Origin of the sequence: Burkholderia sp. LMU1-1-1.1, from assembly GCF_040675865.1 — a bacterium.
Classification (GTDB): domain Bacteria; phylum Pseudomonadota; class Gammaproteobacteria; order Burkholderiales; family Burkholderiaceae_D; genus Rugamonas.
In genome coordinates, this window is record NZ_JBEGHG010000002.1 from 263,678 (window position 1) to 285,739 (window position 22,062).

19 protein-coding genes are annotated in these 22,062 nt (G+C 65.3%); 17 read left to right on the forward strand and 2 right to left on the reverse strand.

Annotated elements, in window-relative coordinates:
- The first annotated feature begins 67 nt into the window (after window positions 1-67).
- The 17 genes from MRBLMU1_RS03545 to MRBLMU1_RS03630 all read left to right on the forward strand — a co-directional run bounded on the left by MRBLMU1_RS03545 (window position 68) and on the right by MRBLMU1_RS03630 (window position 16,800).
- Entirely contained in the window at window positions 68-1,012 is a 945-nt protein-coding gene (locus tag MRBLMU1_RS03545) for a dihydrodipicolinate synthase family protein (protein ID WP_363497110.1), read from the forward strand.
- Window positions 1,013-1,119: 107 nt separating this feature from the next.
- Complete coding sequence (locus MRBLMU1_RS03550) at window positions 1,120-1,818, forward strand: GntR family transcriptional regulator (RefSeq protein ID WP_363497113.1); 699 nt, start codon at window positions 1,120-1,122, stop codon at window positions 1,816-1,818.
- 180 nt (window positions 1,819-1,998) lie between these two features.
- Window positions 1,999-2,454, forward strand: coding sequence for an NAD(+)--rifampin ADP-ribosyltransferase (gene arr / locus MRBLMU1_RS03560; protein WP_363497116.1), 456 nt, complete (start codon window positions 1,999-2,001; stop codon window positions 2,452-2,454).
- A 110-nt stretch (window positions 2,455-2,564) separates the two neighbouring features.
- A complete protein-coding gene (locus tag MRBLMU1_RS03565) occupies window positions 2,565-4,178 on the forward strand; it encodes a mechanosensitive ion channel family protein (protein ID WP_363497118.1) in 1,614 nt (537 codons plus the stop codon).
- A gap of 314 nt (window positions 4,179-4,492) precedes the next feature.
- Window positions 4,493-4,798, forward strand: coding sequence for a P-II family nitrogen regulator (locus MRBLMU1_RS03570; protein WP_363497121.1), 306 nt, complete (start codon window positions 4,493-4,495; stop codon window positions 4,796-4,798).
- 35 nt (window positions 4,799-4,833) lie between these two features.
- On the forward strand, window positions 4,834-5,166 hold the full coding sequence (locus MRBLMU1_RS03575) for a hypothetical protein (protein ID WP_363497123.1): 333 nt from the start codon (window positions 4,834-4,836) through the stop codon (window positions 5,164-5,166).
- A 1-nt stretch (window position 5,167) separates the two neighbouring features.
- Entirely contained in the window at window positions 5,168-6,070 is a 903-nt protein-coding gene (locus MRBLMU1_RS03580) for a c-type cytochrome (protein ID WP_363497126.1), read from the forward strand.
- 33 nt (window positions 6,071-6,103) lie between these two features.
- Window positions 6,104-6,718: a PEP-CTERM sorting domain-containing protein gene (locus MRBLMU1_RS03585; RefSeq protein ID WP_363497129.1), complete on the forward strand. Its 615-nt coding sequence runs from the start codon at window positions 6,104-6,106 to the stop codon at window positions 6,716-6,718.
- Between the two features lie 193 nt (window positions 6,719-6,911).
- Entirely contained in the window at window positions 6,912-7,772 is an 861-nt protein-coding gene (locus tag MRBLMU1_RS03590) for an AraC family transcriptional regulator (RefSeq protein ID WP_363497132.1), read from the forward strand.
- Between the two features lie 23 nt (window positions 7,773-7,795).
- Complete coding sequence (locus MRBLMU1_RS03595; RefSeq protein WP_363497135.1) at window positions 7,796-8,374, forward strand: gluconate 2-dehydrogenase subunit 3 family protein; 579 nt, start codon at window positions 7,796-7,798, stop codon at window positions 8,372-8,374.
- Window positions 8,371-10,110 carry a GMC family oxidoreductase gene (locus MRBLMU1_RS03600; protein WP_363497138.1) on the forward strand — a complete coding sequence of 580 codons (1,740 nt, stop codon included), beginning with the start codon at window positions 8,371-8,373 and terminating at the stop codon, window positions 10,108-10,110. Before MRBLMU1_RS03595 ends, MRBLMU1_RS03600 begins: the two co-directional genes overlap by 4 nt.
- Window positions 10,111-10,119: 9 nt before the next feature.
- Window positions 10,120-10,980, forward strand: coding sequence for a sugar phosphate isomerase/epimerase family protein (locus tag MRBLMU1_RS03605; RefSeq protein ID WP_363497141.1), 861 nt, complete (start codon window positions 10,120-10,122; stop codon window positions 10,978-10,980).
- A gap of 16 nt (window positions 10,981-10,996) precedes the next feature.
- On the forward strand, window positions 10,997-12,487 hold the full coding sequence (locus MRBLMU1_RS03610) for a sugar ABC transporter ATP-binding protein (RefSeq protein WP_363497143.1): 1,491 nt from the start codon (window positions 10,997-10,999) through the stop codon (window positions 12,485-12,487).
- Entirely contained in the window at window positions 12,465-13,466 is a 1,002-nt protein-coding gene (locus tag MRBLMU1_RS03615; protein ID WP_363497145.1) for an ABC transporter permease, read from the forward strand. The genes MRBLMU1_RS03610 and MRBLMU1_RS03615 overlap by 23 nt, the downstream gene beginning before the upstream one ends.
- A 30-nt stretch (window positions 13,467-13,496) precedes the next feature.
- Window positions 13,497-14,447 carry a substrate-binding domain-containing protein gene (locus MRBLMU1_RS03620; RefSeq protein WP_315213265.1) on the forward strand — a complete coding sequence of 317 codons (951 nt, stop codon included), beginning with the start codon at window positions 13,497-13,499 and terminating at the stop codon, window positions 14,445-14,447.
- A 138-nt stretch (window positions 14,448-14,585) separates the two neighbouring features.
- Complete coding sequence (locus MRBLMU1_RS03625; RefSeq protein WP_363497148.1) at window positions 14,586-15,641, forward strand: sugar phosphate isomerase/epimerase family protein; 1,056 nt, start codon at window positions 14,586-14,588, stop codon at window positions 15,639-15,641.
- Window position 15,642: 1 nt separating this feature from the next.
- A complete protein-coding gene (locus tag MRBLMU1_RS03630; protein WP_363497151.1) occupies window positions 15,643-16,800 on the forward strand; it encodes a Gfo/Idh/MocA family protein in 1,158 nt (385 codons plus the stop codon).
- A gap of 40 nt (window positions 16,801-16,840) precedes the next feature.
- Here MRBLMU1_RS03630 and MRBLMU1_RS03635 read toward each other — a convergent pair whose 3' ends face one another.
- Entirely contained in the window at window positions 16,841-19,759 is a 2,919-nt protein-coding gene (locus MRBLMU1_RS03635) for a TIM-barrel domain-containing protein (protein ID WP_363497154.1), read from the reverse strand.
- A 247-nt stretch (window positions 19,760-20,006) separates the two neighbouring features.
- On the reverse strand, window positions 20,007-22,010 hold the full coding sequence (locus tag MRBLMU1_RS03640) for a TonB-dependent receptor plug domain-containing protein (protein ID WP_363497157.1): 2,004 nt from the start codon (window positions 22,008-22,010) through the stop codon (window positions 20,007-20,009).
- Window positions 22,011-22,062 lie beyond the last annotated feature (52 nt).

Below are 22,062 nucleotides of genomic sequence, written 5' to 3' on the forward strand. Positions count from 1 at the left end.
GTGGGTGATGACGGAGGTAATGCATCGCCTTTTTCAAATCACCTAACAACTTTATGAAGGAAGCACCATGAGCGACAATATCTTCACCGGCACCATTCCGGCCCTGATGACCCCATGCACCCCGGAGCGCACCCCCGACTTCGACGCGCTGGTGAAGAAAGGCCGCGAGTTGGTCGACCTCGGCATGAGCGCGGTGGTGTATTGCGGCTCGATGGGCGACTGGCCGCTGCTGACCGAGGCGCAGCGCCAGGAAGGCGTGGCGCGCCTGGTCGCCGCCGGCGTACCGACCATCGTCGGCACCGGCGCGGTCAATTCGAAGGAAGCGGTGTCGCACGCCGCGCACGCCGCCAAGGTGGGCGCGAGCGGCTTGATGGTCATTCCACGCGTGTTGTCGCGCGGCGCCTCGCCGGCCGCGCAGAAGGCGCACTTCGAGGCCGTCCTGTCGGCCGCGCCGAAGCTGCCGAGCGTGATCTACAACAGCCCGTACTACGGCTTCGCCACGCGCGCCGACCTGTTCTTCGAACTGCGCGCCAAGCATCCGAACCTGATCGGCTTCAAGGAGTTCGGCGGCGCGGTCGATCTGCGCTACGCGGCCGAGCACATCACCAGCCAGGACGAGAACGTCACGCTGATGGCCGGCGTCGACACCCAGGTGTTCCACGGCTTCGTCAACTGCGGCGCCACCGGCGCGATCACCGGCATCGGCAACGCGCTGCCGCGTGAAGTGCTGCAACTGGTCGCGCTGTGCCGCAAGGCCGCCGAGGGCGATGTCACCGCCCGCCGCCAGGCGCGCGAACTGGAATCGGCGCTGGCCGTGCTGTCGTCGTTCGACGAGGGCACCGACCTGGTGCTGTTCTACAAGTACCTGATGGTCCTCAACGGCGACAAGGAATATACCTTGCACTTCAACGAGACCGATGTGCTGAGCGACAGCCAGCGCCGCTATGCCGAGATCCAGTACGGCCTGTTCCGCACCTGGTACGCCGGCTGGTCGAAAGAGGTCGCGGCCTAAGGTCTCCGACGGAGTGCCGGATATATTCCGGCGAGGCGGCAATATAATTTATACTGCCGCCTGCAAAGTCCGGGCGCCTGCCCGGACATCCGACAGAAAGCCCCGCCATGAGCTCCACCGTTACCGCCGACAAGGCAGCAGCCCCGCGCTTCGCGGTGACCACCGTCGCCGAGCAGGCGGCGGACGCGTTGCGCCGCAAGATCATGGCTGGCGACCTGCCGGAAGGGTTCCAGCTGCGCCAGGACGCGCTGGCGGCCGAATTCGGCATCAGCCGGATTCCGGTGCGCGAGGCGCTGGTGCAGCTCGAAGGCGAGGGCCTGGTCAGGATCGTGCCGCACAAGGGCGCGGTGGTGTCCGAGCTGTCGATCGCCGAGATCAGCGAGCTGTTCATGTTGCGCGGCTTGCTCGAACCGCTATTGCTGAAAAAGTCCGCGCCCAAGCTCACCGCTGCCGACTTCGCGGAAATCGACGCCATCCTGGCCGAGTACAAGCAGGAATTGCACACACAACACTCGACCCGCTGGGGCGAACTGAACACGCGGTTGCACGACTTGCTGATGTCGCGCGCCGAACAGCCGCGCACCCTGGCCATCGTCACCGGCCTGCTGCAGCAGACCGACCGCTACACGCGCCTGCAATTGTCATTGAGCGCCGAGAGCTGCCGGCGCGCCGAGGAAGAGCACGCCGAACTGGTGCGCTTGTGCAAAGTCGGCGAGGTGAGGGCGGCGGCCAGCCTGTTGAAGCGGCATATCGACCATGCGGCCGCCGAGCTGGAACGCTTCATCGTCTCCAGGCGGCGGCTGTAGCATGCGGGCATCATTACGGTTGATGACCGTAAGCTGAGCAACCGGCAAGAAACTGCGATACGAAAGCAAGCGACCTGGATATCTTGGTTGATCCAACTTCCGAGACGACGTTGTTTGACATCGGCGCCATTCGGCATGAGTTATTGCAGTTCCTAGGGGTACTTGAGGGGGGGGCAACGTATGAGTTCGCAAGAATGGACACCGGTCGACCATGAGAGCTGCGGCAAGGTCGAGGGCCCGTTTTACCATGGAACCAAAAACCGGCTTGAGATAGGCGACTTGCTGGTTCCCGGCTTCCAATCCAATTTCGAGGAGGGCCGTGTCTCCAACAACGTCTATTTCACCGCCGGCCTGGAGGCGGCGGTGTGGGGAGCCGAGTTGGCCACGGCGCTTGCCGGCGCGGCGGGACCGGGATATATCTACATCGTGGAGCCGACCGGCGTCTTCGAAGACGATCCCAATCTGACGAACAAGCGTTTCCCTGGCAACCCGACGCGATCCTACCGCACGCGCCAACCCTTGAAGATCGTTGGCGAAGTCAAGGACTGGGCCGGCCACCCGCCGGAGACAGTGCAGGAAATGCTCGATCATCTGGCGGCGCTCAGGGGCAGCGGCCGGGCGGTGATAGAGGATTAGACTTTGTGCGGTAGCGAACAGCGCGCCGGCCGAAAGACTTCTATCATTGCCAGCCGACATGTCCAGGTTGTTGCGAACCACATGTAACAGGCATAGGAGTCGTTCTTAACATGCGTTTTATTCCCACCTTCCTGATCTGGTTTTTGCTCGCGGTGGCCGCGCCCGTGGCCGTTGCGATACCGCCCGCCAAGCCCGCCGCCGAGGCGCCCGCCGTTCCCGCCGACACCCTCGGCCGCGAGACCCCACGTTCCATGGTCGCCGGGCTGATCGGCGCGTTGGCCGAACTCGATTACGACCGCGCCGCCCAGTTCTTCGATCTGCCCGCGCCGACCAGCAACCGCCAGCAGCGCAACGCGGCCAGCCAGGCGCGCGCCTTCCACGCACTGCTCGACGACAGCGGTTCGCTCAAGCCGTTCGCCGCCTTGTCGAACGTCGACACGGGCAGGCTGGACGACGATCTGCCGGCCGATGAGGAAAATATCGGGGAAGTCACGTTGCAGGGCAAGGAAGTGCCCATTCTGCTCACGCGCGGACAGGACGGCGACCGGCAGGTGTGGCGCATTTCGAAAGAGACGCTGGCGCTGATGTCGACGGCGATCAAGCTGGCACCGGTGGCGCAGACGCCGCCGAAAAACGAATGGTATGTCGCCGGCGCGCCGCTCAAGGACTGGGGCGTGCTGCTCGGGCTGGGCGTGGTGGTGTTCGGCGGCCTGTGGATCGTTTCCGTCGTTTGCGTGACCGTCATCCGCCGGCTCGTCACCGATCCGGTCGCCAGCAGCGGCTACCGCTTCGCCGAGGCGGCGCTGCCGCCACTGAGCCTGCTGATCGCCGTCGGCGTCTTCTACAACTGGGCCGACGCGCTGCCCGTGTCCATCGTCGCGCGCCAGAATTTGTTGCGCTACACCGGCGTCATCACCGCCATCGCGGTGGTGTGGTTCGGCCTGCGGCTGGTCGACGGCATCGCCGACCTCGCCGTCGCCCGCATGCAGCGCCAGGAGCGCCGCCAGATCGTCTCCGTCATCATCCTGGTGCGGCGCACGGTCAAGTTCCTGCTGCTCGCGTTCGCCGGCATCGGCATCCTCGGCACGTTCGGCATCGATGTCACCACCGGGATCGCGGCGCTCGGTATCGGCGGTATCGCGCTGGCGCTGGGCGCCCAGAAGACCGTCGAGAACCTGGTCGGCAGCGTCACCATCATCGCCGACCGTCCGCTGCAGGTGGGCGACTTCGTCAGGGTCGGCGACGTGGTCGGCACGGTGGAGGACGTCGGCATCCGCTCGTCGCGCATCCGCACCGGCGAACGCACCGTGGTGACGGTGCCCAACGGCGACTTGTCGGCGCGCCAGATCGAGAATTTCGCCGAGCGCGACCGCTTTCTGTTCAATCCGGTGATCGCGATCGCCTACGGCACACCGTCGGCCAAGCTGCGCGAGGCGATCGGCATCGTCCAGGATGTGCTGGCCAGCCATGAAAAGATGGCCGAAGGCGCCCGCGCCCGCCTGGGCAACATCACCGACCGTTCTTTCAACATCGAGGTGTTCTCGTACATCGACGTGCCCGAATTCGACGTCCAGGTCGTCATCCGCGAAGAGCTGCTGCTGACGATTTACGAACGGCTCGAGGCGGCGGGCATCGCTCTGTCGTTCCCGAGCCAAACGATTTCGTGGACGCCGCGGCCCGCTGCGGCCGACGCCGGCAAGCCCGCCATCGTCGCGCCGGCCTGACGCCGGCCGGCTCCCCGTGCGGCCGCCGCGTTATGCCGCGCCGGCGGCCCGGCGGTTTCGGCCATCCCTGTATTTTCCTTCATTAAAGTGGCGGTCCCCGCCACCGCGCGCCGCGGCGTCGCCGGCGCCACCCTCCGCGTGTCGCCCCCTTCATCCCCGTTGATTGCCATGCTGGCGCCGCCGCGTGGCCCCGCTTAAAAAAAAAGCGCATGTCCGCTGCGTCCGACTCCACCGCGATGCCGTAAGTATTCCTGTGCCCCGGATCGAGCCGCCCTGGCCCACGGGTCGTGCCCAGCCATTTAACGGAGAACCGCATGAAAGTCATTACCGCAACCATCAAGCCCACGGACTGGGACGCGGCCCACGCCGCGCTCAGCGCCCTTGGTATCGATGATATCGATTACACCGAGGTGCAAGTGCTCGGGCGCAACGCGGGACGGGCGCAACTTTATCGCGGTGCGCAATTTCTTGTCGATCATGTGCCGCAAATACGGATCGACGTCACGGCGGACGACAACATGGTGGCGCGGGTGATCGAAACCATCGCACTGGTCAAGGGCATCGCGGATCACGGGCAGTACGCGGTCCGGCATCTGGTGCGCCAGGGCGAGATCGGCTGACTTTTTTAATTTTATTGAGGGATTTTAAGATGCGTGTGACAGTTTCAGCAGTAGCAGACGTGGCAAGAAAAAGCGACCGCCCATCCGTTCGCGCGTGCGCGGCGGCAGTGGCGCTCTCGCTGTGCGCCACGCTGGCGGTGGCCGGCGAGCAGGGGGCAGCGTGCAAGGATCCGGCGGCCACCAATGTGGCCGCGATCACCGCCGCAGTGGAGCGCGGTGAAAAAACCGAGCCGGCGTCGAAGGCTTGCACGCCGGCGGACGGGGAGAAGGCACGCAAGGAGGCCGTCGAGAAATCGGCGGACGCGGCCACGCGCAAGCCTGATACGGCCGGCTGGCGCCGCATCATGGCCGGGTCCGGGCGTACCTGATATGAATAAGCTGAGCAAGACCTTGTGCTGGATCGCGGGCGGAGCGCTGACCGTGGCGGCCGGCGCCGTCGGCACGGGGTATCTGATAGGCAACTACAAGCGGGATCGCGTGGTGGAACTGCCCAAGCCGGTGGAAGAACTGGACTTGGCGCGCGGCCGCGTGGAGCACGGCGCCTATTTGTACCGCACACGGGGCTGTGTCGACTGCCACGGCGCCGCCGGCGCCGGACGCGTGGCGGCCGACTCCGGCGGTTTGCTGATTGTCGCGCCGAACATCACCGGCGGCCTCAACAGCGCGGTGCGCGAGTACGCCGTGAGCGACTGGGTGCGCACGCTGCGTCACGGCGTCAAGCCCAGCGGCCGGCCGGTGCTGTTCATGCCCAGCGAGGACTATAACCGGCTCAGCGATGCCGACATGGCGTCGCTGGTGCTCTACGTCAAGCAGCTGCCGGCGGTCCCCGGTAAAGCCGCCATGGTCCATTTCCCGCTGCCGGTGCAGTTGATGTATGGCTTCGGGCTGATCCGCGACGCAGCGCAGAAAATCGACCACGACCTGCCGCCGCCGGCGCCGGTGGCGGCGGCAGTGTCGCTGCAACACGGCGCCTATGTCGCCAACGCCTGTATCGGCTGCCACGGCGCCCATCTTGGCGGCGGCAAGGTGCCGGGCGGACCGCCGGACTGGCCGGCCGCCGCCAACCTGACGCCGGGGGAGGGTAGCGTTTTGCCGACATACCCGACGGCCGAGTCGTTCAGCCGTATGTTGCGTACCGGTGTGCGGCCGGACGGCAGCAAGGTGAATCCAGCCATGCCGTTCGAATCGCTACGCGAGATGAACGACACGGATGTCCACGCGTTGTACGCGTTTCTCAAGACGGCACCACCGCGGGCGTTCGGCTCGCGCTAGGTGGCGTCTCCAACCATGATAAGGATGGAATATATGAAATATCTGTTGCAGAAGACCGTCATGACGGCCGCCCTGGCCCTGTCTGCCCAAGCCCATGCCGTGACCGACCCGTCCGGTGATTTCCTGGCCGGCTACACCGGCAGCCGGGACGCCGCTTTCGATGTGCTGTCGGCCGACGTCAGCTACAACCCTTCGACCAGGGAGTTCGTCTTCCGGACCGCCGTGGCCGGACCGGTCGCCGCGGCCAGCGGCGCCGCCTATGTGTTCGGGCTCAACGCCGGCGGCGCGACCAACACACCGTTCGCCCCGGTGGGCCTGCCGGGCGTGGCGTTCAACCGCACGGTCATGCTGCGCGCCGACGGCACGGGCGCCATCGGCGCCACGCCGATCAGCGAACAAATCGTGGGCAATCAAATCTTCACCACCGTGTCCGCGTCGCTGCTGCCGTCGAACGGCCTGGCGTTCAAGGACTACACCTGGTCGGTGTGGTCGGTCGATACCAACGTCGCCGGTCCGGCGCGGCTGGCCGACTTCGCCCCGAACGCCAACATCGCCGTGGCCGTGGTGCCGGAACCGGAAACCTACGGCATGATGCTGGCCGGCCTGGGCATGCTCGGGATGGTGGCCCGCCGCCGCGCCAGGCGCTGACGCGGGCGGTCGCATCGGCCGGCGCATCCGCGCCATTGCGCCATGCGGCTTTTCTTGATTGACCGGCAAGTCGCCATGGGGGCCATCGCCATGGTGACTTGCCGATTTCGTTATAAATTTTTCCGATTTTTTACCACTTACCCGATGTTGCAGATGCTACCATTCTTGCCAGACTAGCGAATGGCAAATGGCGATGAGCACGAGGATGATCAGGATGGGCATGGTGGTGGCCACCGGCGATACCGAAAAGGAAAAGCACCAAAATTTCCTGGCCGGTGACGGCGCCGCTCCCGGCTCCGATTGCGCCGACTTTTTCTACCGCCACGGCATCTCCACCCCCAGCGTGCTGTTCGATGATCTGCAGGATACTTACTATTTCGCCAAGAACCGCGCCGGGCAGTTTGTCTGGGGCAACCGGCTGCTGCAAGAGCAGCATTCCCTTTCCAGCGTAAAAGACATCATCGGCAAGTCCGACCACGATTTCTTCCGCCGCGACATCGCCGACCGCATCCGCGCCGACGATCTGCAGGTGATGGAAAGCGGCGTCGCCGTCAAAAACAAGCTGGAAGTCATCGACGGCAACAACGGCGCGTTGACCTGGCTGTTCACCACCAAGGCGCCGGTGCGCGACCGCCATGGCGAGATCGTCGGCGTCGAAGGCTTCAGCCGCGACGCCCAGCGCTCGCAGGAGGCCATCGCGCCGTTCCACGTGTTCAAAAGCTGCATCGAATACCTGCAAGCCCACCTGACCGAGGATATCGGCATCGAACATCTGGCCAGCCTGTCGTGCATGTCGTTGTCGACCTTCGAGCGCAAGTTCAAGCAGCACTTTTCGCTGACGCCCAAGCAGTACATCCTGCGCATGAAAATCCACGAGGCTTGCCGTTTGCTGCCGGGCGCGCACAGCATCGCCCGCGTGGCGGTGGAGACGGGCTTTGGCGGGCAGAGTTATTTCACCAAGATTTTCCGTAGTGTGGTCGGCATCACGCCCAAACAATATCAGCTGTCCTTGCTGGCCTCCGGGCGGGCGGGAACGGTCCGAAGGAGTAGTTGAACCAAAGAAGCATTGGAGGAGACATGTTGCATGCTGAACGAGAGATCGACGGACGCAGATCCGCTCTCATCAAATTAGCCGGCCTGTGCGGCCTGGCATTGTCCGGCGACGCCCTGGCGGCGCTGGCGGCCTCCGGCAAGGCCCCCGCCGCGCCCGGGCTGCTGTCGGCCGACGCGCTCGCGTTGACAGCCGTGTTGGCCGAGCACATCATTCCCGCGACCGACACGCCCGGCGCGCTGGCCGTCGGCGCGCACCGCACCATTGACCATATGTTGACGGTGTGCGCCACCGCGTCCGAGCAGCAGAGCTTTATTGCCGGCCTGGAGCGGATCGACGCGATGGCGCTGGCCGCCGACGGCAAACGCTTCCGCGCGCTGCCGGCCAAGCACCGGATCGCGCTGCTGCACGCCCTCGATGGTGGCACGGCGCCATTTACCGCCGACGACCAGCGGTTTTTCCGAACCTTGAAGTCCTACACGCTGTTCGCCTACTACACCTCGGAGGCCGGTTCGACGCTCGAACTGGCATATCTGCCGGTGCCCGGAGGCTACAAGGGCAACTTCCCCGTTCGTAAAAACACCAGGACCTGGGCGATCATATGAGCCAAACTTCATCGTTTTACATCAAGCAAAGCGCCGAACAATTCGACGCCATCGTGGTCGGCTCCGGCATCACCGGCGGCTGGGCCGCCAAGGAAATGTGCGAGCGCGGCCTGCGCACGCTCATGGTCGAGCGCGGCCGTCCGGTCGAGCACCGCAGCGACTACATCGGCGAAGGCGTCGACGAGTGGAAGCTGCCCAACCGCGGCCTGGTCGAGGAAAAGCTGGCGGCGGACCAGTTCGCCGAGCAGCGCAAATGCTATGCCTTCGACGACCACACCAAGCACTTCTTCAACAACGACCGCGACATGCCCTACAGCACGCCGGAGGGCCGTCCCTTCAGCTGGATACGCGGCAACCAGCTGGGCGGCAAATCGTTGATGTGGGCGCGCCAGTCCTACCGCTGGAGCGACCTCGACTTCGAGGCCAACGCCAAGGACGGCCACGGCGTCGACTGGCCGATCCGCTATGCGGACCTGGAATCCTGGTACACCCATGTCGAGCGCCACGTCGGCATCAGCGGCGCGCGGGAAAACCTGGCGGTCTTGCCGGACAGCGAATTCCTGCCGCCGTTCGAATTCAACACCGTCGAAGCGGCGATGAAGAAGAAGTTCGACGCTAGCTTCGCGCCGGCCCGCATGATCATGGGCCGCTGCGCCCACCTGACCGTGCCCAACGAAAAGCATCTGGCGGCGGGGCGCGGCAGTTGCATGGCGCGCAGCATGTGCCATCGCGGCTGTTCCTTCGGCGCGTATTTCTCGACCCAGAGTTCGACCTTGCCGGCCGCCGCCGCGACGGGGCGCCTGAGCGTGGCCACCAACGCCATCGTCCACAGCGTGCTGTACGACGCCAAGACCAACCGCGCCACCGGCGTGCGGGTGATCGACGCCGAAACCATGGAAACCCGGGAGTTTTACGCCAAGGTGGTGTTCCTGTGCGCCTCGACCCTGGGCAGCACGCAGGTCCTGCTGAACTCGACCTCCGAAGCGTTCCCGACCGGACTGGGCAACTCGTCCGGCGTGCTGGGCCACTACCTGATGGACCATCTGTTCGGCGCCGGCGCCTCGGGCCGCGTCGAGGGCTACGAGAACGACTATTACTCCGGCCGCCGTCCGACCGGACCGTACATCCCGCGCTTCCGCAACGTGGCCGAGCAGCATCCCGGCTTCCTGCGCGGCTATGCGCTGGCGGGCGGCGCCGGGCGCGAGGGCTGGCAGCAGCAGGGTGGCAAACCGGGCTTCGGCAAGGACTACAAGGCCATGATACGCAAGCCGGGCCAGTGGCACTTCGGCCTGTACGGCCAGGGCGAGATGCTGCCGCGCTATGAAAACATGGTCAGCCTGCACCCGACCAAGAAGGACAAATGGGGCATGCCGCAGTTGCACATCGACTGCACCTATTCGGCCAACGACGACAAGATGCGCGAAGACATGGCCGACACCGCCGCCAACATCCTCGAATCGCTGGGCGTGAAGGACATCAAGAAATCGATCAAGACGACCGAGCAGTGGGCGCCCGGCCTGTCGATTCACGAAATGGGAACGGCCCGCATGGGGCGCGATCCGAAGACCTCGATGCTCAACGGTTACAACCAGGCGCACGACGTGCCGAATCTGTTTGTGACCGACGGCGCCAGCATGTGCTCGAGCGCCTGGCAAAACCCGTCGCTGACCTTCATGGCGCTGACCGTGCGGGCTTGCGCCTACGCGGCTGAACAACTCAAACTTGGCAAACTCTAAGGAATAATAATGAAAACATACCAACGCAAGGTTCTGGCATTGTCCCTGACGCTGTGCTTCACCCTGGGCGCCGCGTCGTCCCACGCCGCCACCAGCCCGCTGCTGGGTGTTCAGCTGTGGTCGGTCAAAGACGAGGTCAAGCAGGATTTCGAGGGCACGCTGGACAAGCTTGCCAAGCTGGGTTTCCATGGTGTCGAGTTCGCCGGCGAGTTCGGCAAGTACAAGGCCGATCCGGCCGGCTTGAAAGCTTTCCTGAGGAAGAAGGGCCTGCAATGCGCCGGCGCCCACATGCGTGTCGACCAGCTCAACGCCGCCAACTTCAAGGCCACCACCGACTTCTACAAGACGCTGGGCTGCAACCGCCTGATCATTTCAATGGATGACCGCGCCGCCAGCAAAGAGGGCTCGGCGGAACTGGCCAAGGAGTTGAGCGCCTTGTCCGTCAAGGTGGGTGCGCAGGGCATGAAGCTGGGCTACCACAACCACGAAGCGGAAATGTTGGGCGACAAGGGCCAGACCAACTGGGACCTGCTGGCCAAGAACACGCCCAAGGACTTCATCATGCAGCAGGACGTGGGCTGGACCACCTACGCCGGCAAGGACCCGATCGCCTTCGTCAACGACTATCCGGGCCGCACCGTGACCACGCATTACAAAGCCAAGTTCGTCAAGGGCACCGAGGGCACCAGCATCATCGGCCAGGACAAGACTGACTGGGCCGGCCTGACCAAGGCGGTGCGCAGCGTCGGCGGCACGGAGTGGATCATTGTCGAGCAGGAGGAATACCCGAACGGCATGGGCCAGCTGGAATCAGTGGCGGCGTCGATGCGCGGCCTGCAAGCCGTGCTGGCCCAGCTGCCGGCGCGGTAATGATCCAGGGAACTCCATGAGCTTGTCAGTACATTTTCAACACATCGTCAAGGAGTTCGGCCCGGTGCGCGTGCTGCACGGGGTCGATTTCGCGCTCGAGCCGGGCCGCGTCTACGGCCTGCTGGGCGAGAACGGCGCCGGCAAGTCGACCTTGATGAAGATCCTCGCCGGCTACGAGCGGCCGACCGGCGGCCAGTTGCTGATCGACGGCCTGGCGCGCGACTTCGCCGACGCGCGCCAGGCCGAGGCGCTGGGCATCGCGCTGATCCACCAGGAATTCAACCTGGCCGAGCATTTGACGATCACGCAGAACATTTTCCTCGGCCATGAAAAAACCAGCGGCTGGCTGCTGGACACCAAGGCCATGCGCGCCGGCGCCGCCGCCTGCCTGGAACAGGTGGGGCTCAACGTCAGTCCGGACACCAAGGTGGCCGACCTGATCGTCGCCGAGAAGCAGTTGGTGGAAATCGCCAAGGCGCTCAGCCGCAAGGCCCGCCTGCTGATCATGGACGAGCCGACCGCCAGCCTGTCGTCGGGCGAGACGCGCAAGCTGTTCGAGCTGATGGCGAGGCTCAAGTCCGAGGGCGTGACCATCGTCTACATCTCGCACAAGCTCGACGAGATGGAAGCCAACACCGATGAGGTGGTGGTGATGCGCGACGGCCGTTTCGTCACCCGCGCCGTGACCGCCGACATCGACCGCCACCAGATGGCGAATTTGATGGTGGGGCGCGACGTCTCGGATATGTTCGTGGCCAAGCAATTGCCAGCGCCGGACGCCAGGCCGCTGCTCAAGGTCGAGGGCCTGACTGTGCCCGGCTGGGTGCGCGACCTGAGCTTCGAGGTGCGCGCCGGCGAAATCCTCGGCTTCGGCGGCCTGGTCGGCGCCGGCCGCACCGAGGCTTTCGAAGCCTTGCTCGGCCTGCGTCCGCGCACGTCGGCGCGGATCGAGATAGCCGGCGCGCCGGTCGATATCCGCAGCCCGCGCCAGGCCATGCTGCACGGCCTGACCTACCTGAGCGAGGACCGCAAGGGCAAAGGCTTGCACGTGAACCTGGGCCTGCGCGAAAACCTCACGATGATGACCCTGGAGCGCGACGCCAAGCCGTGGCTGGACCTGAAAGGCGGCCGCGCCGCCTTGGACAAGGCGATCGCCGATTTCGGCATCCGCCTGCGCGACATCGATTGCAAGGCCGGCTCGCTGTCCGGCGGCAACCAGCAGAAGCTGGCGCTGGCGAAATACCTGCACAGCGATCCGCGCGTGGTCGTGCTCGACGAGCCGACCCGTGGCGTCGACGTCGGCGCCAAGCGCGATATTTACCAGTTGATCCACCGCCTGGCCGCCGAGGGCAGGGCCGTCATCGTCATCTCGTCCGAGCTGATCGAATTGATCGGCCTGTGCCACCGCGTGGCGATCCTGCACGGCGGCAAGCTGCAAGCGATGCTGGACCACGACCATCTCACCGAAGAAGAATTGATCTCCCATGCAACCGACACCCACCACTAAAGTTCCCTTCGCGCTGCCGGGACTGTCGCGTTTCCGGGGCTACGGCCCCGTCGTCGCGTTGATCCTGCTATGCATCGCGGGCGGCCTGCTGAACCCGGATTTCGCCACCGTCGAAAACCTGATGAACGTGCTCACCCGCACCGCCTTCATCGGCATCATCGCCGTCGGCATGACCTTCGTCATCGTCTCCGGCGGCATCGACCTGTCGGTCGGTTCGATGGCCGCGCTGATCGCGGGCGCCATGATCATGCTGATGAACGCGGCGGCCGGCGCGGCCCAGCCTATCGGCCCCGTGGCGACCGTCATGCTGGGGTGCGCGCTGGCGCTGCTGATGGGCGGCGTGCTGGGCGGCGCCCACGGCCTGCTGGTCACGCGCGGCCGCATCGAGCCGTTCATCGCCACCCTGGGCACGCTCGGCATCTTCCGCGCCACCTTGACCTACCTGTCCGATGGCGGCGCGCTGACCCTGGACAGCACCGTCTCCGACGTCTACAGCCCGGTCTACTACCAGAGCGTGCTGGGCGTGCCGATTCCGGTGCTGGTGTTCCTGCTGGTGGCCGTCGGCGGCGCGGTGATCTTGAACCGCACCGCGTTCGGCCAGCACGTGCAGGCCATCGGCTCGAACGAGCAGGTCGCCAGCTACGCCGCGATCCGCGTCGACAAGATCAAGGTGCTGACCTACCTGCTGCTGGGCGTGTGCGTGGCCATCGCCACCATCCTGTACGTGCCGCGCCTGGGTTCGGCCACGCCGACCACCGGCATCCTGTGGGAGCTGGAGGCGATCGCCGCCGTGGTCGTCGGCGGCACTTCGCTCAAGGGCGGATCGGGACGCATCATGGGCACCGTCATCGGCGCCATCCTGCTGTCGGTCATCGGCAATATCGTCAACCTGACCAGCATCATCAGCGTCCACCTGAACGCCGCCGTGCAGGGCGTGGTCATCATCACCGTCGCCTACATGCAGCGCGGCCGCCGTTAATTCGCCGTTTATTTTTAGATAGGGAACACAATGATCACAATGAAACGCATCGTTAGCGCCTGCCTGCTGGCGGTTGCGGCAGGTTCGGCCATCTCCGCTGAAAAAGTCACCCTCGGCGTGGCGATCCCCACCGCGACCCACGGCTTCACCGGCGGCATCGTCTGGTGGGCCAACCAGGCCAAGAAGGAGCTGGAGGCGGCCAATCCCACGCTCAAGGTCATCATCAAGACCGCCGCCAGCACGCCGGACCAGGCCAACCAGTTGCAGGACATGCTGGTGGTGAACAAGATCAACGCGCTGGTGATCTTCCCGCTGGAGTCGGCCTCGCTGACGCAGCCGGTGACGCAGCTGAAAAACAAGGGGGTCTATGTCACCGTGGTCGATCGCGGCCTGACCAACCCGGCGGCGCAGAACGCCTACGTGGCGGGCGACAACACCGCCTTCGGCAAGCTGCCGGCCGAATATTTGGTCAAGAAGCTGGGCGGCAAGGGCAACATTGTCGTGCTGCGCGGCATGCCCAGCACCCTGGACAACGAGCGGGTGGACGCGTTCAACGCCGTGATGAAAGCCAATCCCGGCATCAAGGTGCTCGACACCAAATATGGCAACTGGAACCGCGACGACGCCTTCAAGGTCATGCAGGATTACCTGACCCGCTTCAAGCAGATCGACGCGGTCTGGGCGGCCGACGACGACATGGCCATCGGCGTGGTCAAGGCCATCGAGCAAGCCAAGCGCACCGACATCAAGGAAGTGTTCGGCGGCGCCGGCGCCAAGAGCGCCGTCAAGAAAATCATCGATGGCGACAAGCTGATCCAGGCCAACGTCTCGTATTCGCCCAAGTTCATCTACGACGCCATCAAGATGACCGCCACCGCCCGCCTCAAAGGCGAAGCCTTGCCGGCCAAGACCGTCATTCCATCGGTACTGATCACGCGTGAGAACGCCAAGCAGTTCTATTTCGCCGATTCGCCGTATTAATTCGCCCCCTTACGCTTTCGTAGGGCGGATTAGCGCGCAGCGCGTAATCCGCCTTGAGCCGCCGACGGCGCTTGGCGGATTACGCTGCGCTAATCCGCCCTACGTGAGCGGTGTTACCACTTTACGCAGGAGTTCAGTATGAAAACAATTAAGGGACCGGCCATCTTCCTGGCGCAGTTCATGGGCGATGACGTCCCGTTCGACAGCCTCGAGAACCTGGCCGGCTGGGCGTCGGGCCTCGGCTACAAAGCCATCCAGCTGCCGTGCGATCCGCGCCTGTTCGACCTGGAACAGGCCGCCGACAGCCAGGCCTATTGCGACGACATCGTCGCTTTGCTGGCCTCGCATGGCTTGCAGATTTCGGAACTGTCCACCCATTTGCAGGGCCAGCTGGTGGCCGTGCATCCGGCCTACGACGCGCTGTTCGACGGCTTCGCGCCGGCGCATGTGCGCGGCGATCCGGTGGCGCGCCAAGCCTGGGCGGTCGACCAGTTGCTGCGCGCCGCGCGCGCCTCGAAGCGCCTTGGCCTGGCGGCCCATGTCAGCTTCTCCGGCGCGCTGGCCTGGCCGTACCTGTATCCGTGGCCGCAGCGCCCGGCCGGACTGGTCGAGGAGGCCTTCGCCGAGCTGGGCCGCCGCTGGCTGCCGATCCTGGACGCCTTCGAGGATGCCGGCGTCGACATCTGCTACGAGCTGCATCCCGGCGAGGACCTGCACGACGGCGTGACCTTCGAACGCTTCCTCGACGCGGTCGGCGGCCACAAGCGCGCCAACATCCTGTACGACCCCAGCCACTTCGTACTGCAACAGCTGGACTACCTGGCCTTCATCGACATCTATCATGAACGCATCAAGGCTTTCCACGTCAAGGACGCCGAGTTCCGTCCCAACGGGCGGCAAGGCGTGTACGGCGGTTATCTCGGATGGCAGGAGCGGGCGGGGCGCTTCCGCTCGCTGGGCGACGGCCAGATCGACTTCAAGGCGATCTTCTCGAAGATGGCGCAGTACGACTATCCGGGCTGGGCGGTGCTGGAGTGGGAGTGCGCGCTCAAGCATCCAGAGGACGGCGCGCGCGAAGGCGCGGACTTCATCCGCAGCCACATCATCCGCGTGGCCGGACGGGCGTTTGACGATTTTGCCGGCAGCGGCGCGGACCTGCAACAGGTCCGCGCGCTGATGGGACTGGAGAACTGACATGAACGTGCAACGACGACTTCGGCTGGGCATGGTGGGCGGCGGCGACGGCGCCTTTATCGGCGCGGTGCACCGCATCGCCGGGCGCCTGGACGACTGCTATGAACTGGTGGCGGCCAGCCTGTCCAGCAATCCGGAAAAGGCGGCGGCCAGCGCCGCCGGCCTGCGGCTGGTCTCGGGGCGCAGCTACGCCGACTATCAAGAGATGGCGCGCGCGGAAGCGGCCCGGCCGGACGGTATCGACGCGGTCGCCATCGTCACGCCGAACTATCTGCACGCGCCGATGGCGACCGCCTTCCTGGAGGCGGGCATCCACGTCATCTGCGACAAGCCGCTGGCGATCTCGCTGGCCGAAGGCGAGGCGCTGGCGGCGCTGGCGCGCGAGCGCAACAAAATCTTCGCGCTGACCCACGTCTACGCCGGCTATCCGATGGTGCGGCACGCCCGCGAGATGGTCGCGGCCGGTGAGATCGGCGAGATCCGGCTAGTGCACGTGGAATACCCGCAGGACTGGCTGGCCGAGGCGGCCAACCAGAGCGAGGATTACCAGCGCAACAACTGGCACAACGATCCGTTGCGCGCCGGTCCGAACGGCTGCCTGGGCGATATCGGCAGCCACGCCTATCACCTGGCCGGCTATGTCAGCGGCATGCTGCCGGACGAGATCCTGGCCGAGCTGCACGCGTTCACGCCCGGCCGCCGGCTCGACGACCACGTGCAGGTCATGCTGCGCTACGCCAACGGCGCGCGCGGCATGCTGTGGAGCAGCCAGATGGCGACCGGCTGCGAGAACGGCCTGCGCCTGCGTGTCTACGGCACCAAGGCCAGCCTCAGCTTCGAGCAAGAGAATCCGAACGAACTGTGGCTCACGCCGCAGGGCGGCTGCGCCCAGCGCCTGACGCGCGGACGGGTGCGCAGCGCGGCGGCGGACGCCGCCACCCGCGTGCCGTCCGGCCATCCTGAGGGTTACCTGGAAGCGTTCGCCCAGCTGTACCGCGACGCCGCCGCGCAGATCCATGCCATCGACGCCGGGCAGCCCAAGCCCGAGCTGACGCAAGGCATGCCAGACGTCGGCGACGGCGTGGCCGGGCTGAAGTTCATGGACGCGGCCATGGAAAGCAGCCGGCAAGGCTCGCGCTGGATTCGGATTCCGGAGTGAGCGGCGGGCCGCGAAAAACCGCGGCCTCGATCTGTGTGCGCTAGAACTTCACTGACACCGGCTTGCCGGTGTAGGTGATCGACTTGGAGGCGCCCGCTGGCTCGATCCCGGTGGCGTTCTTCGGGCCGACCAGCACGATATTGAGCTTGCGCGTCTTGACCAGGCCTGGATAGGTGCCTTTGCGGGCGCTGACGGTGAGCGACTTGTTGGCGTCGTTCCAGGTCAGGTCATAGGTCGCGTAGCGTCCTTTCTCGTAGTCGTAGGTTTCGTTGTCATCCTCGTAGACGGTGAATTTTCCGTCTGCGCCCGGATAGACGCGGACCTCGTACGGCGCCTCCGGCCGCTCGGTCGCGTATTGCACCACCGGCCCCATCGGCACGATCGCCCCCGCGCGCACGTACAGCGGGAAGACGTCGAGCGGCACGTCCTTGCCCACCGTCTTGCCGCCGGCAAAGCGTTCGTGCGTCCAGAAGTCGTACCAGTCGGTGCCGGCCGGCAGGTAGGTCTGCATCGTCGTGTCAGGCTTGCCGCTATCTTTGGCCGTGGCCGCCAGTTGCGATGGCGTGCGCCACACCAGCCGCAGGTTGCGTTCGTTAGTGCCCTGGAAATACTCAAGCTTGACCGGCAGGATTTGCCCCCGTTTTAGCGTGACTTTGGTGCCGGCGTAGCGCTTGCCGCCGTTTTTCCAGTCCTCGGCGGCGACTTTGCCGTCGATGAACAGGCGGAAGCCGTCGTCGCCTTCCAGGCCCAGTTCGTACTCGCCATCCTCCGGCGCCACGATGGCGCCGCTCCAGCGCGCGGAGAAGTTCTCCAGGCTGGCGAGACCGGCCGGAATGTCCGCCAGTGGCGGCCCCGGCCATTGGAAGTCGATGGTGGCGTCCAGCGTTTTACCCTTCGGTGTCTCGAAGCCGGTGCCCTCGAAGTACTGTCCGGCCAGTCCCGGCTTGCCGTCGGCCGTGCGCAGCGCGCTGGCTGGAATGGTGGCCGGCGGCGGTGGCTGGAAGCGATACATCTGGCGCGTGACTGGATGGACCAGGAACGACGGCCCGAACTGGAAGGCGTCGTTGATGTCGCGCACGCCCTTGTCATCCGGGAAGTCCATCGGCAGCGCGCGCATCATCGTGTAGCCGTCGTGGGTGACCTTCCAGCTCAGGCTGTAGATGTAGGGCAGCAGCCGGTAGCGCAGGTGGACGGCGTCGCGCAGCGACTTGTACATCTCCGGATCGGACTGCTTGAACAGATAGGGTTCGCGCTCGATGTCGGTGCCGTGGATGCGCATCAGCGGATTGAAGGCGGCGTACTGCAGCCAGCGGGCGTACAGCTCGCGGTACGAGGCGTTCTTTTCGCCGCCCGGGAAACCGCTGACGAAGAAGCCGCCGGTGTCCTGGGTCCAGTACGGGTTGCCGGTGATGGTGACGTTGACGCCGCCGTTGATCTGTTCCTGTAACGTTTTCCAGCTGGCCCGCGTGTCGCCGGACCAGGAGGTGGCTGCGGTCCTTTGCGCGCCGGCCCAGGCCGAGCGCGTCAAGGTCATGGCGCGCTGGTTGCTGGTGGCCCGCTGTCCCTCGTACGTGCCCAGGGTGGTCATCAGCGAGTAGGGATTGAGGTAGCGGGTGAAATCGCCCAAGGCGTTGTTGCCGAGGCCCTTGATGTCGCGTTCGGTTTCCCCGGCGTCGTGGACGGCGGTGCCGACTTCCACTTCCGTGCCATCCATCCACAGCGCGTCGACGCCGACGTCGAGCAGGCCCTTCTTGACGTGCTTGAAGTAGATTTTGCGCCCCTCGGGGCTGAAGGCGTCGTAGATGCGCGCCTTCTTGGAAATCCAGTGCAGCGGTTCGAAGCGCAGGCCCTTCTGGTCGAGTTCCTTGGCCAGCGCCGTGTCGTTGCCGATCGACGGCCAGATCGATACCATCAGTTTGAGGTGCATGTCGTGGATGGCCTTGGTCATGGCCTTCGGATCGGGGAAGCGTTCGGGATTCCAGATCATGCCGCTCCAGGTGCCGTCCTTGTCGCTGCCCCAGTACTGCCAGTCCTGCACGATGTAGTCGAGCGGGAACTGCTCCTTGCGGAAGGTTTGCGCCACTTCCAGCAGGCGGGCCTGCGTCTCGTAGCGCTCCTTGCTCATGAACAGCCCGAAGGCCTGTTTCGCGTACATCGGCGCCGCGCCGGTCAGGTCGCGGTAGCTCGCGACGACTTCGTCCAGCGTGCCGCCGCCCATGAAGTAGTAGTCGACGCCGCCCGGCGCGCTTTCCGCCCACAGCGAGGCGCCAGCGGGCGTGTCCTTGAAGCGCATCTTCGAGTAGGTGTCCCACAGGATGCCGTAGCGCTCCGACGACATCATGACCGGGATCACGATGCCGACGTTCGTCTGCACCAGCAGCAAATCCTTGTTGCGGCGATTGAGTTCGCCCTGGCCGACGAAGCCCAGGCCATAGATGCCTTCATCGGGCTTGAGCGTGAAGGTGTTCTTGGCTTCGTAGGTCGGCGCGCCGGCGATCTCGATTTTTTTCAGGGTCTGCGGCGCGGCCTGGCTTTCGCGCGTGTAGACCTTGCCTTTGGCGTCCTGGAAGGTGAGGGCACCGCTCGATTTATCGATGACGATGTGCAGCAGTTTGCTTTCCAGGGTCAGGGTGTCGGCGCCGTCGCGCGTCTTGAAGGCGATGGCGGCCGGCTTGCCGGTGACGACGATGCTGGGATGGCGCCAGAAATTCCCGGCCAGCGTGGTGTTGACGCGGACCGTCGCCGGGCCGTAGAAGATCACGTTCTTGGTGACGCCGCCGACGCGGATCTGCACACCGTGCTCGATGACGGCATACGAAAACGCCGACGAGGGCGCGGCCGCGAGCGGCAGCATGTGTCCGTTGGCGTCGAGGCCGGCGGGCGGTGTCGCGGCGGCGCTGGTGTTTGCGACGAGAGCGGCGAGCAGCATCACTGCCGGCAGCGCGGTAGTTTTTTTCATTTGTCTCCCCAAATCTGTGGATGGTCAGGCTCTTGTAAAGGCCAGGATAGGGGTGGACGCTAGCAGAGTACTCCGATCGATACCAATTCCAAATTTGACGTCTCCGATAGTGAAATTGATATCAGTCGGATTTTTAGCGCAACGATGAGGGTCAGTGCCGACATTCGGACACGGACTCATACGTACCGCTGGCTTTGTGGACGAGGTCGTGTCCGAATGTCGGCACTGACCCCCGGCGGGGTTTCGCTTACCAGTCGCGGCGCACGCGCAGCATCGCGAAAGGCTGCGTGCGGGTGAGGTTGTGTTCGACGAAGTCGACGCCGCCGGCCAGCCGGTCGCCCGTGTAGTGCGTGCGGTCGTAGCTGATGGTCCGGCTGGTGAGGTTGTTCAGTTCCAAGGTCACCATGACGTTCGACGCCGGCCGGTAGTTGATGAAGGCGCGCGCCCAGCCGCTGCCGCTGCTGGTGGCGCGGTCGGCGATCTGCCAGCTGTCGTTGCTCCAGCCGTTGTCGACCGAGAAGCCCCAGGCGGTGCGCTGCCTCGGCAAATCCTGCGAGAATTCGATGCGCCACGCCAGCGGCTGCTCGCCGGACAGCCGGCGCGTTTCCTGCGTGGTTGGGTCGGTGACCGACGAGGAGCGCCACGTGGTCGACAGCTTGAGCAGTCCCTGCGGCAGGGCCCAGTCGTCGGTCGGCAGGTTCAGCATGCCGGTGACGCTGTCGGCGCTGGCGTCGCCGATGTTGCCGGCGGCGTCGTAGGTGGCGTTCGCCGCGCGCATCGGCATGCGGTCGATGACGTCGCTGATGTGCGATTGCGTGTAGCTCAGCACGGCCGCGCCCCGGTCCCAGAAACGGTATTCCAGCGCGCCTTCGCACAGCCAGGTCTTGGCCGGCACCAGCTCGGGGTACTCGGCCCGCAGCGTCTCGTCGGCGATGCCGAAGTACGCCGCCGCGTCGCCAAAGTTGAGCTGGCTGACCTCGCGTTCCAGGCGCAGGCGCAGCTGCAGCGACGGCGTCGGCGACATCGACAGCCGCAGTCGCGGCTTGGGGTAGAAGCGGGCTTTGCCCTCGGGCTGGTCGGCGCCCACGCTCAAGCTGGCGTGCGAGATTTTCAGCCCGGCTTCGGCGCTGAGCGAATTGTCGAGCTGCCAGGCCGACGACAGCTGGCCCTCGACACGCTCTTCCTGTACCCAGGCGCTGCCGGTGGCCACGGCGGCGGCGCCGGCGTTGGCCTGGTAGCTGTTGGCGCTGTCGTTGGTGTTGACGGCCCGCTCGACGCCGCCGCGCAGCACGACACCGTTCAGCGCCTGCCAACTCAGCTGCGCGCCGAGGATCTGCTCGGTGGCGTTGGCGGCCGTGACCGCGTAAGAGGTGTGGCCGCTGGAGGAGAATGTCGACTCGGCGTCCACCTCGGAGGCGCGATACAGCGCCTTGAGGTCCAGACTGGTGCCGGGCGCCAGGTCGCGCGTGTAGGCCAGGCCCTGTTCGATCGTGCGTCCGGCGTTGTCGTTGCTGTTCAGGGCGCCCGTCTCGGTGTCGAAGCGGGCCTGCGACTGGTAGGTCCAGGGATTGACCGCGCCGTTCCAGGTCAATTGGCCGTCGAGCAGGTCCTGCCCGTAGTTCCATTTCGCCATCTTGTTGCCCGACATGCCGGCGCCGGCCATCGTCACCTCGGCGGTCGGCACCTGGCCGGCGTACACCGTGGTTTTGCGGCCCTGGCCCTGCGAGCTGTCGGGCGAACGCGTCCAGCCGAGCGTGACGTTGATGCTCCTGTCGCCGCGTTTCAAGCTGTAATTGCCTTCCAGCGAGGGCGTCAGGTCGCCGTCGGCCGTCAGATAACTCGACGCCGTGGTGCTGGCCGACACCAGGTCCATTTGCTTGAGCACCAGATTGGCGACCGTCGGGTAGCCCTGCATGTCGATGCCGCCCGCGCCGCCGTTGATCACCTCGATGCGTTCGACCGCCGCCGCCGGAATCCGTCCCAGCACGTCGCCGAGCGCTTCGGTCTTGGACGCCGGGCGCTTGCCGTTGATCAGCACATTGCCGGCCACGCCGCGCGACGGATTGCCGCCATCGAAGACGAAGCCGGGCAGGCGGGTCGCCATGTCCATCGCCGTCGTCGCCTGAAACTGCGTGAAATAGTCGGGCGTATAGGACTGCGGCGGCGCCCCATCGGCGGCGGCGGCCGGCCCGGCGGCGGCAAGGGCGCAGGCCAGCAGAATGGCGGGGCGGATGGATGGCGGGCTTGTCATCCCGATATTTTACCGGTATCCGCCGTTCCGACCTAGATCAAATTGATCGCGA